This window comes from Sphingobacterium anhuiense (assembly GCF_042686355.1).
Classification (GTDB): Bacteria; Bacteroidota; Bacteroidia; order Sphingobacteriales; family Sphingobacteriaceae; genus Sphingobacterium; species Sphingobacterium anhuiense.
The window spans coordinates 960,938-973,748 of the sequence record NZ_JBHUPE010000004.1 but is presented as its reverse complement, the minus strand read 5'-3'; the positions used below and the strand labels follow the sequence as shown (position 1 = coordinate 973,748).

At 38.6% G+C, this 12,811-nt stretch carries 8 protein-coding genes; 6 read left to right on the top strand and 2 right to left on the bottom strand.

Annotated features, from left to right (window positions below; all coding sequences use genetic code 11):
• Positions 1-22 precede the first annotated feature (22 nt).
• The gene (locus tag ACFS6I_RS09795) at positions 23-919 is read right to left on the bottom strand and encodes a helix-turn-helix domain-containing protein (protein WP_380920037.1); all 897 of its coding nucleotides are present in this window, start codon (positions 917-919) and stop codon (positions 23-25) included.
• A gap of 239 nt (positions 920-1,158) precedes the next feature.
• Here ACFS6I_RS09795 and ACFS6I_RS09790 point away from each other — a divergent pair, with 239 nt between their 5' ends.
• The 5 genes from ACFS6I_RS09790 (at position 1,159) to ACFS6I_RS09770 (ending at position 9,297) form a co-directional block, all read left to right on the top strand.
• Complete coding sequence (locus tag ACFS6I_RS09790; protein WP_380920035.1) at positions 1,159-2,223, top strand: carboxymuconolactone decarboxylase family protein; 1,065 nt, start codon at positions 1,159-1,161, stop codon at positions 2,221-2,223.
• A gap of 50 nt (positions 2,224-2,273) precedes the next feature.
• Positions 2,274-3,182: an MBL fold metallo-hydrolase gene (locus tag ACFS6I_RS09785; RefSeq protein WP_380920033.1), complete on the top strand. Its 909-nt coding sequence runs from the start codon at positions 2,274-2,276 to the stop codon at positions 3,180-3,182.
• Positions 3,183-3,635: 453 nt separating this feature from the next.
• Positions 3,636-4,355 carry a hypothetical protein gene (locus ACFS6I_RS09780; RefSeq protein WP_380920031.1) on the top strand — a complete coding sequence of 240 codons (720 nt, stop codon included), beginning with the start codon at positions 3,636-3,638 and terminating at the stop codon, positions 4,353-4,355.
• Positions 4,356-4,766: 411 nt separating this feature from the next.
• A complete protein-coding gene (locus ACFS6I_RS09775; RefSeq protein WP_380920029.1) occupies positions 4,767-5,624 on the top strand; it encodes a polysaccharide deacetylase family protein in 858 nt (285 codons plus the stop codon).
• Between the two features lie 433 nt (positions 5,625-6,057).
• On the top strand, positions 6,058-9,297 hold the full coding sequence (locus tag ACFS6I_RS09770) for a PAS domain S-box protein (protein WP_380920027.1): 3,240 nt from the start codon (positions 6,058-6,060) through the stop codon (positions 9,295-9,297).
• 87 nt (positions 9,298-9,384) lie between these two features.
• Here ACFS6I_RS09770 and ACFS6I_RS09765 read toward each other — a convergent pair whose 3' ends face one another.
• Positions 9,385-10,155, bottom strand: a complete 771-nt coding sequence (locus ACFS6I_RS09765) for a phosphatase PAP2 family protein (protein ID WP_380920025.1) — start codon at positions 10,153-10,155, stop codon at positions 9,385-9,387.
• 143 nt (positions 10,156-10,298) lie between these two features.
• Here ACFS6I_RS09765 and ACFS6I_RS09760 point away from each other — a divergent pair, with 143 nt between their 5' ends.
• Complete coding sequence (locus ACFS6I_RS09760; protein WP_380920023.1) at positions 10,299-12,803, top strand: cation-translocating P-type ATPase; 2,505 nt, start codon at positions 10,299-10,301, stop codon at positions 12,801-12,803.
• Positions 12,804-12,811 lie beyond the last annotated feature (8 nt).

The following is a 12,811-nucleotide window of genomic DNA, read 5'->3' as shown; positions in this document are numbered from 1 at the left end:
CAAATAGATTTAAATAATATATTCAGTTCGAATTCCTAAATTCATGGGGTGTTACACCAGTTTTCTGTTTGAAAAGACGGGTGAAATGTTGCTGATAATTGAATCCTAATAGGTTGGATACTTCACTGATCTGTTTGTTCTTGTGAAACAGCAAAATTTTTGCCTCGCTAATCAGTTTGGACTGGATATGATCTAACGCTGTTCTTCCAGTTTCTTTTTTAATCATATCTCCGAAATAGTTGGGTGATAGATGTAATTGATCTGCGCAGTAACTTACGGTTGGAATGCCCAATGTTTGCGGTTTTTCGGAGTCATAATATGCATTCAGTAAATTTTCAAATCTGGTGAGCAGATCCTTATTTACGTTGGTTCGTGTTATAAACTGCCGATCGTAAAAACGCATACAGTAGTTAAGAAATAGCTCGATATTGGAGACAATGAGCGTTTTGCTATGTATGTCTATATTCAAATCAATTTCATCGGATATTTTATCAAAACAATCATTAACGACTGCCCTTTCCTTTTTTGAAAGATGGAGCGCTTCATTCACTTCATAAGAAAAAAAAGTATAATTTTTAATCTTCCTGCCTAGATCAGTGTTTGTAATTAAGTCGGGGTGGAAGACCAATGCTTTACCCTGTGGCTTAATGATTTCGCCATTACTGTCTATGCCGTAAACCTGACCGGGGGATATAAAAACTAATGTGCCGTCCTCATAATCATATGGCTGATTGCCATATTTCATATCACCACATTTGATGTATTTTAAAAAAATGGCATAAACGCCCATATATCTCTTGAAATATTGATATGTCGGCATCTCGTCAAAATTAACCACACTGACCAAAGGATGAAGGGTATCAACTCCCATAGCATCGTTATATTGCCTTACGGTATCGATTCTTAGTATCTCATCCATAATTTTAAAGATTAATGTAAACAAATCTAATAAATCAATAGGTAGGATTAACATCTGATCGTCGGAATAGGTAAAACTGGTAAATAAAACCGTGTTTTATATAAACTAACCAAACATATAATAGGGAACTTTGTGTAGTATATGAAGTTGGTCAGCGAATTTTACTGGTGTAGCGTATCTACCGACATTATAAACAAAAGATAAGAATAATGATCATACAGCTTATAAAAATTAAAATAATGGACAAAAACAAACTGCTAAAATCGGTACTGGTTTCTGTACTCTTAACAACGATATCTATGTCATATGCACAACAAAGCTCACCTGCCAACAAGGCGTTATCGAGCCATCAACAAGGACTAGTAAATATTGCTGCTTTAACGGCAACAGGAAATGTGGAGCGACTGAAAATAGAACTCAACAAGGGATTAGAGACTGGTCTTACCCTAAATGAAATCAATGAGGCATTAGTACAGCTTTATGCTTACGCTGGTTTTCCTAGGAGTCTAAATGCTATTCAGGCGTTTATGGCTGTTGTTGACGAAAGAAAAGCGCAAGGAATTGAAGATAGAGCAGGTAAAACAATTGTGCTCGACAATAGAGCAAAAGATAGATATGAACAGGGACGGAAAGTGCTGGAAGAATTGACTAAAACACCTCAGGTAAAACCTGCACCAGGGTTCGGGGAATTTGCCCCTCGTGTCGATGCTTTTTTGAAAGAACATCTGTTCGCCGATATTTTCGCAAGTGATGTATTGACTTATCAGCAAAGGGAGCTAGTAACGATTGCTGCTCTAGCATCGATGTCCGGAGTTGAAGGCCAGCTACAGGCTCATATTAACATGGGGAAAAATACGGGTATCAGTAATCAGCAATTGGAACAGCTTGCATTACTGATCGAAATAAACGTCAGCACCACGCAAGCAAATACCGTAAGAAAATTAATTGAGATCCCTTTGGTTCCTGTAATAAAACCAGATATGCTAGTCCGTATCTCTGAAATCGAGATATACCCTGAATTTTTGGAAAAGTACAAAGCTATATTAAAAGAAGAGGCGGCCGCTTCTGTTGCAATTGAACCCGGTGTTATTGCTATTTTCCCCATGTATCAGCAGGAAGATCAGACTCAGGTACGCATTATTGAAATCTATGCAGATAGAGAGGCATATCAGTCACATCTGAAGACAGCTCATTTTGAGCATTACAAAACAAGCACATTGCCAATGGTAAAAGCGTTGAAGCTGGTAGATATGGCAGATGTGGATCAGGATGCGATGCTGAAAATCTTTGAAAAATTGAAATAGGATATAAGCTTATTCTATAGCTATTATTGAAATCACCAAAATATACGATAATGAAGACAAGCCGTTTAAGTTTAATTATTCTTTTTTTACTGTCAGCTTCTTTAGCAGTAAAGGCACAAGATGTCACCGGTAGTACAAAGGTAAAAAAAGAGCAAGCAAAAGCACCAACTACACAGTTTTTTGGGGCAGAGGCATTTAATAAGACCAACAAAACTACCTTGCGATGGTTAGGAATGGCTGGATTTTTTATCAACAGCAGAGGTACGACATTGATGATCGATCCTGTTTTAGAAGGGTTTGATATGCCAGTGTTGATTGATTTCCCTATAAAAGCAAAAGATGTACCTTCTTTAGATGCGGTACTTATAACGCATGCAGATGGAGATCATTTTAGCCTTCCTACCATTAGTAAGTTGAAAGATGTTACTCAAATTTTTCATTCTACCATCTACGTGGATTCACTGATGCAAAATGAAGCGTATCCTACTAAGGGTCATAACATCGGAGACAGCTTCACTGTTGGATCTATAAAAATAAGACTAACTGCTGCTGACCATGCGTATCAAAATGAAACCCCTGGGATGAGTACCAGATGGTTTAAAAATGAAGATGCCTGTGGTTTTTGGATAGAAACACCTGATGGTACAGTATGGGCGCCTGGCGATTCTAGACTATTACCTGAACATTTAGAATATCCTACTCCAGATGCTATTTTGTTTGATTTTTCGGATAGCGAGTGGCATTTTACAATGGATGGCGCACTTAAAATTGCAGAAGCTTACCCTACTACTCCTTTATTGCTCAACCATTGGGGATCGGTAGATGCACCTGATTTTACGCCTTTCAACGGAGATCCCGAAGAATTGAAAAAACGGATTGTCAATCCGGATCGGGTATTTGTTTTAGCTCCCGGAGAACCGTTTAAATTGTCAAAACTTAAAAGGAAGGATGTCAAATAATAGCATGTAGTGATTGGTGTAGTACAGTGATCACATAGCGCGCTATAAAACTATTTTAGATCTTTCACATGGTTTAGGTGTTGATAACCTGAGTTATATGTTTGCAAATAACATCTTGCAATCTGAACGGTTTATTGAAGAATTGACACCCGGTGTGCTAGGAGAAGGCGAGCAAACTACAGAACAAATAATGGTAAGTTGTAAGCTTTTTAGAATATTTTAGAGTGTGAAAGGAAATATTGTCGGAAGCGATAGAAAGAGCTTGCTTGAGAGGTGAAAAAGTGACTAGATAATTCAAATATTTACGCTTCTTGCTCCTGTAATTATACGAAGATTTCACAAAACTTATTAAACTAGTTTAAGGTTATTTCTTAAACTAGTTTATGGGTAGCATTCGTAAGAACTATCTAATTTTGTGTTTTAATATTGGAGTAAAGAAAAAACGTTTTTAATATGATAATAAATAAAACACAGCGGATCAATAACCCTATGATAGGACGTGTGAAATTGGTAGTTGCATTAATATTAACAGCATTCTTGGTTAATCAAGCAACAGCGCAGCAGATTAAACTAGAGGAAGATCGCTTAACCGCTGTACAGACGTCTATGTCGATTACGCATATTAAAGGTAAAAAGGCTGTTCGTGTAGTAAAATCTCCCACAGTTAAGGAAGATGACGAAGCGACTTATGTTAAGATCAATGATTTCAATTTTAAGAATGGAATAATAGAGGTGGAGGTCTTATCGCGTTTACTCCCAGATGCACCGGCACATGCCAGAGGTTTCATTGGTCTCGCCTTTCGTATAAATGAGGATGATTCAAAATTTGAAAGTATTTATGTAAGGCCTACCAACAGTACGGTAAACGACCAGTTGAGAAGAAACCGTACCATTCAGTATTTTTCATATCCTAATTTTAAGTTTCCACATTCCAGAGCATCCGCTCCCGGGCAATATGAGTCTTATGCTCCCATAGCCCTTGATGAATGGATAAAATTAAAGATTGAGGTAAATGGTGATCAAGCAAAATTATTTATCAATGACTCAAAGCAACCATACCTGATTGTTAACGATCTAAAAATGGGTGCTGATCAATCCGGATCTTTAGGGCTTTTTGTCGATATAGGCACTGAAGGATTTTTCAGGAATCTAAAGGTGAGCCAAACACCATAAATCCTCGTGTTTATTGAAATGTATTATTAAATAATATCAGCAGATTCTTTATGGTGATACATGTGGAATACTCTCAGTTTTAAAACGACTTCATTACCACAAGATGGGATAAGGAAGTGATGTCCTTTAAATGGTGCTTATGGCTGTCGTGGAAACAGTGGTGAGTTACTTAAAAAGTAGACCTTTTAGGTCGATTAAAACGAAAGAGCAAGTAGCTGAACTCGTAAAAGAATTGATCTCCATAGATTTTTTTCTTACATTGCTCATAAATGAAGTTTTTACATTTCAATGTTCTATGTAGGGCAATATATTGTTTATCTCCATATCTGTATAGGCTAATCCGGAATAGTAGAAACTGATGATGAGCAAAAGCTTCATGAATAAATATTGTTAAACATAGAATTGCGGAACATGAATTTAGCACAAAAACTGGGATATCCTGAGGACAGTAAATTATTAATGATCCATGCTGATGATGCAGGTCTAAGCCATTCCGAAAACAGAGCAACAATTCAGGCACTTCAATATGGAATCGTGAATTCGTATAGTATCATGGTACCCTGTCCATGGTTTTATGAAATGGCCAATTTCGCAAAAGAAAACCCACAATATGATAATGGAATCCATCTAACACTTACTTGTGAGTGGGAAAATTATAGATTTGGACCTGTTTTACCCAGCGATGAGGTACCTTCATTGGTAGATGAAAATGGCTATTTCTACAAAAACAGAAGCAGTCTATTCAATAAGGCTAAACCGGAAGAAGTTGAGAAAGAACTTCGTGCACAAATCGAGAAAGCTCTGCGATTTGGGTTGAAGCCAACGCATATTGACTCGCATATGTGCAGTGTCGGTGTATCTGCGCAATTTTTGGAGATTTATATCAATTTAGGAAAACAATATAACCTCCCGGTTTTCTTAAATAAGGAATTTACCGCGTCTGTCTGCTTAACAGAGGAAGAATATAATTATGAGGATGTATTACTCGCAGATGCTCTTCATATTGGAAACTATACTGCTTTTGAACAAAATAAACTGAAGAGCTATTATGAAAGTGCTTTAGATAATGTCGTACCAGGCTTCAATGTGCTATTAATCCATCCTGCTTTTGAGGATAATGAAATGAAGGGTATTACGATCAATCATCCTAATTTTGGCTCACAGTGGCGACAGATCGATTTCGATTACTTTACAAGTGAAGCATGTCGATTAAAGATCGAGGAAAATAAGATCCAATTAATAACATGGGATCAAATTAGAAAGGGATAATGCAAATAACTTATTAACCTAAAGCATTAGTATCGATCATACGCGTGAAGATGATCATTGATTTTTATTAAAATACCGCTATAGGAGAGAAACATTCAGACCGTATGTTTGTATATTAAAGTAAATAAGAGTGAGCAGTAAGCCTGATAACCTTAAAGTTAATTCCTTAAATAATTGGTGTTATCGATAAATACATGTATATTAATGATATCTATTAGGTAATCGTAGGTTATTTTTAACTTAATTTTTGATTATAAATTCTGCAATATTAATTATATTTAAAAACCATTTAAATAGTATTTCCCCAAAATTGTGGTGACTGCTAATTCAATGGAAGAAAACAACAGCCATGTTACGGAAACAGTTTTTGTTTAGCATGCAATTATAAAAACCTGAAGCCTTAAAATTATTGATAATACCTGATATTTAAGTCATGAATAAGGGACCAGTAAAAACAAATGAGTCGGAGCGGTTAGATGCACTCTATAATTACGAAATATTAGATACACAGCCAGAAGAAGATTTTGACCGTATTACCAAGATCGCTTCGCTGGTGTGCGGTGTACCTATATCACTGATTTCCTTAATTGATGAGGACAGGCAATGGTTTAAATCCCGCGTTGGCCTAGATGTCGCACAAACTTCCCGAAGCTTGGCATTCTGCCAGTATGCCATTAAAGATCGTAATTTTATGGAGGTTCCAGATGCGCAACAAGATGAACGATTCAAAAATAATGAGCTTGTCACCTCAGATCCCTACATCAGGTACTATTTGGGCTTTCCTTTAGTTGATCCGGATGGTTTTGCGCTTGGAACGCTTTGTGTGATTGATACCATACCTAAAGACTTAAGTTCAGACCAAAAACAGGTGCTTTCGTTGCTTCGTGATGAGGTCGTATCCCTGATAATCAATAGAAAAGAAAAAGAAAGATATAAAGAAAGCGAACGGGAGTTAAAAGCATTTTTTGACAATTCCCAAAGTCTAATGTGTACGCACGACCTGGAAGGAAATCTGCTTAAAGTTAATGATGCGAGCGCAGCTATCTTAGGTTATACGAGAGCTGAAATTGAAAATCTGTCTCTTTATGATATTATTCCGACCAAAGGGCATAAAAATTTAGACGCATACCTCAACCAACTTGTTAAAACCGGTACTGCAAAAGGGGAGATGCGCACTGTGACCAAGACGGGTGATTTGCGTATCTGGTTATTCAATAACATACTCCAAGCGAATGGTGATAAAAAACCGTACGTCATCGGTAATGCTGTTGATATCACAGAACAGCATTTTCTTGAGAAAGATTTAAGAGATACTCAGGCGATGTTAACGCGGACCGGAAGGGTAGCGCGAATAGGTGGATGGGAGTATAATCTGCTTGAAAAACATCTGACCTGGTCTGATGTAACAAAAGAAATTCACGGTGTTCCACCTACATATATACCTGATATCGCTCAAGGTTTGGATTTTTATAAAGAGGGGGAGAGTCGAACAAAAATAAATCAAGCTATTGATGAGGCTATTACTAAGGGGATCCCATGGGATCTGGAGATGGAGATCGTTACATTTACAGGTGAAGAACTGTGGGTAAGGGCATTGGGTAATGCGGAGTTTGAAAATGGTAAATGTATTCGTTTATATGGTACTTTTCAAGATATTGATAAACGAAAGCGTATTGAAGCTGAATCTTTAAAATCTAAAAAGTTACTGGAGGATGTTCTGCAAGCGACATCTGCTGTAGGTATTATTGCGACCGATAACCAGGGATTGATCAGCCTGTTTAATAAAGGTGCAGAAAATCTTCTTGGTTACACTAGTGAGGAGATCATCGGTAAATTAACGCCTTCTGTTTTCCATCTTAAAGAAGAGGTCTTGGCACGGGAAGCAGAACTTACTATTGAATTGGGGCATCAAGTATCAGGATTTCGCGTTTTTGTTGAAAAGCCCGAGCTTTATGGGGCCGAGCAAAGAGAGTGGACCTACGTAAGAAAAGACGGACAGTTATTATATGTTTCGCTTGCGGTAACAGCTATTCGGGACATAGAAGAAAATATTATCGGATATCTTGGTATTGCTACCGATATCAGCAAGATTATACATCAACGTGAAGAATTGGAAAAAGCAAAAGTTCTTGCTGAACAGGGCAGTATTGCAAAATCTGAATTTCTAGCGAATATGAGCCATGAGATCCGGACACCTCTAAATGGAATTATCGGTTTTACAGACTTGATGACCAGAACCACGCTCGACGACACTCAGCGTGAATACCTGTCAATTGTAGATCAGTCCGCTACTTTACTGTTGAGTATCATTAATGATATTCTCGATTTTTCAAAAATTGAAGCCGGGAAGCTGGAGCTGGATATTGATAAATGTGATCTTTACGAATTGCTCACCCAAGTAACTACTTTTTTGAATATTCAGGGACAGGGTAAAAACGTTGAATTTCATTTAAATATTTCGAAGGAAGTACCGCAATTTATCTGGGTCGATTCTCTTCGTGTTAAGCAGGTATTGATGAACCTACTGAGCAATGCTAAGAAATTTACGGAGAAAGGTGAAATTGAACTACGTGTTGATTTCTTATCTAAGCAAGATGATCTGACCAGCTTGCGCTTCAGTGTGCGGGATACGGGCATTGGTATAAAAGCAGAAAAACAGGAGAAAATATTTGATGCTTTTTCTCAAGAGGATGCATCGACGACAAAACGATATGGTGGTACGGGCCTGGGACTAACTATTTCCAATAAGCTATTGAAGATGATGGGCAGTGGGCTAAAGCTTGAAAGTACATATCTGGTTGGGAGCTGTTTCTATTTTGATCTCAACGCGCGCTATGATGATGGTGAAGTACGTGAATGGCTAAATCTGCAAAACATTCGAGAGGTATTGATCGTGATCAATGATCCCGCTAACAGGACGCTTTTAGCCCAGATGTTAAAAGTGCAGCAAATTAAAGTTTCCGAAGTGGCTAATGGATTTGAAGTATTGCAGCTGTTAATGAAGGGAAATCAGTACGATGTTATTATTATTGACAATGACCTCCCTATAATGAGCGGTATTGAAACCATTAAAAAGATCAAGGAAAAATTATTTAGTATCGATAACGATCACGCGATCATACCGATATTTGATGCTAACGAGGGAAATATAAATAACATATGTGCATCTTTAGGTATCCGGCATTGGCTTGAACATCCGGTAAAACTTGATGATCTGTATGCCGTTCTTTTAAAAATAGAAGTACAGGAGACTCAAAGAGACAGTGTTCCTGTGCACGGAGATCGACGAAATGGAGAAGGCCTTAAAATTCTTGTGTTTGAAGATAATGAATTTAACATACGTTTAGCGACCATTTTGATCCGAAACATCATGCCGGGAATCGAAATTCTGGAAGCTAAAGATGTACTAAAGGGAATTGATATTTTTAAGAAAATGCATCCGGATCTGGTTCTGATGGATATTCAGATGCCTATTATGAATGGCTATGAAGTCACTGAAGTCATACGTAAGGAAGAAGTTGGGCAGAGAACACCTATTATTGCTCTAACAGCAGGAAACGTACTAGGGGAAAGAGAGAAATGTCTAGCGGCAGGAATGGATGATTTTGTCGTTAAGCCAATAATTGAACAGGCATTACGTTCCGTTTTAACCAAATGGCTTCATTTAGAATAGTTCGTTAAAAGATTTAAAAGGATATGTTTAGTTAGTTAAGAAAGTCTAGAACACGTAGGGTGACGTTGGTTTGGAGTCAGGAAATACTTAAAAGCGAATATTTCCTGCTATGGTTAGCTGTTTGCCATTGTAACCTGGAATAAACATATAAGTAACACTTTGACTCTGTTTGTTTTGGTCAATTAAAGGAAGCATCCAGTAGGCAATTTTAGTACTTAGGATACCTATTCCGGCTCCCATAGCGACATCAGAGAGCCAGTGTTTATTATTGTACATGCGAAAGAATCCTGTTCCTGCAGCGACGGCATACCCTGCCACACCATACCAAATAGATCGATCCTTGTATTCCTGCCAGAGCAGTTCTGCTCCCACAAATGCTGTAGCGGTATGTCCTGAAGGAAAAGAATTGTTGGCGGAGCTATCCGGTCGCCATACGTTACCCGTATTTTTAATGGACATGACCGTTGCCGTCATAATGGCATTGGAAACTGCAGCAGCGAAAAGACGCTGTTTGAGATTATGTTTAGCTCTGATACCAAAAGCATCGAGAGCAAAGATACTTGCTGTGCCTGCATACTGACTAAAATCATCGACAGAAAATTTGCGATCAATATTTTCTCTCAGCTCATCTCGGAGATCTTTATTCTGGCCGATCAAAAAATGGCTTTCTAAAGCAATGAGCCCATAACTCATCAGGCCTACTGGTACAATGAGTTCTTTATAGGGAATTCGCTCAATAAAAGATCTTTTAGTGATAGTGCTATCAGAATAAGTGGAGCTTATCTGCTGTGCTTGGCTTTCCTGTAGAAAAAATACAAGGAAGTAAAACAACATCAGGTATGAAAAGAATCTACGCATTGTACTGTCATTAATAATGGATCTATATTGGTAATGAAGGTATAAAAAGGAAATGAAATTATTCTTCTAAAAACTATTATTTTTTAATTATGTTTTGTTTGAAATAAATGTGCTAATTTTCTGAATATCTAATTGATACCGCTATGGGTTATCCTATTCCTAAAGATCTGAAAGGGCTTACTGAAAATCAAGTGAAGCAGTCTGTTGAAAAGTACGGCTATAATGATTTAAAAACTAAAAGCAATAACGGTACATGGCGCTTACTGATCAACATCGTTAAAGAACCGATGTTGATCCTATTGATCATGATTTCTGTCATTTATTTAGTTGTCGGGAACTATGCCGAAGCTTATTTTATGTTTGCTGCGGTAATTTTTGTATCCGGCATTTCTTTTTATCAGGACTCCCGAAGCCGCAATGCGATGCAGGCTCTTGAAAAGTTAAATGAGCCTTTAAGCAAAGTGATTCGGGATGGTCAGATCATGGCGATCAAAACTCATGAAATAGCTGTCGGCGACCTTTGTGTTACTGAAGAAGGCCAGATCATCAATGCCGATGGCCGTATTGTGCACAGTAATGATTTTTCCGTAAATGAATCTTCTCTTACCGGTGAAAGCCTTTCGGTATTCAAGGATGCTGATAGTACAGACAATAAGGTGTATAGCGGAACAATCACGGTGTCGGGGCTGGCTGTTTTTGAAGTACAGGAGATAGGCGAACAGACGAAGTTGGGAAAGATAGGTCACTCGATTGCTTCTATTACAGAGGAAAAATCACCTTTACAGGTACAGATTGAGCGCTTTGTGAAAAAGATGGCACTTGTTGGACTACTGGTTCTCTTACTGGTATGCCTGGCCAATTATTTTCAGACCAAAAGTTTTGTTGACAGTCTTTTAAACGGCCTTACTTTGGCCATGTCGATTCTTCCCGAAGAGATTCCTGTGGCTTTTACGACTTTTATGGCTCTGGGTGCCTGGAGGCTTATGCGGGACGGTGTTATTATTAAGAAATCGAGCATCGTTGAAACTTTGGGGAGCACCACAGTCATCTGCACGGATAAAACGGGTACGATAACGGAAAATACCATGCATCTGGTTGCTGTTTACAGTGAGGCTGGTCAGTGTACCGCTAATGAGCAGGATTACCATATGCCCGAAGTGGCAAGTGTGATACAGACGGCTATGTGGGCCAGCGAACCGGTGCCTTTCGATCCAATGGAGAAAGAACTCCACCGCCTTTACGAACAGACTGAAAAAAATGACCGGCGTGCACAGTTTGAATTATTTCATGAGTATCCTTTGGAAGGAAAACCGCCGATGATGACGCATCTATTTAGAAATAATAAGGGTGAGCGTATTATTGCCGCAAAAGGCGCCCCTGAAGCTATTCTCGAAGTGAGCCAGCTTGCGGATGAAAAAAAAGAATCATTGCGGGTATTGGTTGATCAATTTGGTCAAGAAGGTTATCGTGTACTGGGAGTTGCAACTGCCACTTATGGAAGCGATGAGTTTCCCGAAAAACAGCAGGATTTTCCGTTTGATTTTGTCGGCTTTGTTGTTTTTTATGATCCACCGAAGAAAGGGATAGAAAGGGTGTTTCAGCAAATCTATGAAGCCGGGATCAAAGTTAAAATGATTACCGGGGATAACTCCAATACAGCCGGTTCTATCGCAGCACAGGCGGGTATAAAAAATGCATCTGCTCATATCGAAGGTAAGGAATTGACTATGCTTTCTGAGGAGCAACTGGACAAAAAGGTACAAGAAATTACCCTCTTCGCCCGCATGTATCCGGAAGCAAAGCTGGCCGTGGTGAAATCGCTCAAGCGCCAAGGTGAAGTGGTAGCCATGTTAGGCGATGGGGTAAATGATGCTCCAGCATTAAAAGCGGCACATATCGGCGTGGCCATGGGGCACAAAGGAACTGAAATAGCGAAGGCAGCCGCTGCAGTCATTCTTATCGAAGATGATTTTTCTAAATTGGTGCTGGCAACTGCAGCGGGTAGACGCATCTATGCCAATATTAAGAAAGCGATCCAATACATTATTTCTATTCATATTCCCATTATTCTGACGGTATCACTACCGCTCTTTCTGGGATGGGTATATCCGCAGATTTTCACTCCCATACATGTCATATTCTTGGAACTGGTAATGGGTCCTACCTGTTCTATTGTTTATGAAAATGAACCCATGGAAAAAAATGCCATGCAACGTAAACCACGTCCTATATCGGAGACTTTTTTAAATTGGAAAGAATTGATGATCAGTGTGGTCCAGGGGCTGGTGATTACTTCGGGTGTTCTTTTTATCTATCAATATACCGTGGGACTGGGAGGAGATGAGAAGACAGTTAGGAGTATGGTCTTTACAACATTGATCTTTGCAAATATCCTACTCAGTTTTATGAACCGTTCGTTTTACTACTATATATACGAGACCATCACGTATAAGAATCGTCTTATCTATTACATGACCGGTATTACTTTACTGTTTATGTTGATGATGCTGTATGTTAAACCTGTTTCCGATTTCTTTAGCATGACGGATCTGGGATTTACGCAAGTGTTAATTTGTTTTTTGGTAGCAGTGCTCAGTACGCTCTGGATGGATATTTACAAATACTGGAAACGATCACGAAATGAATAGCAACTGTT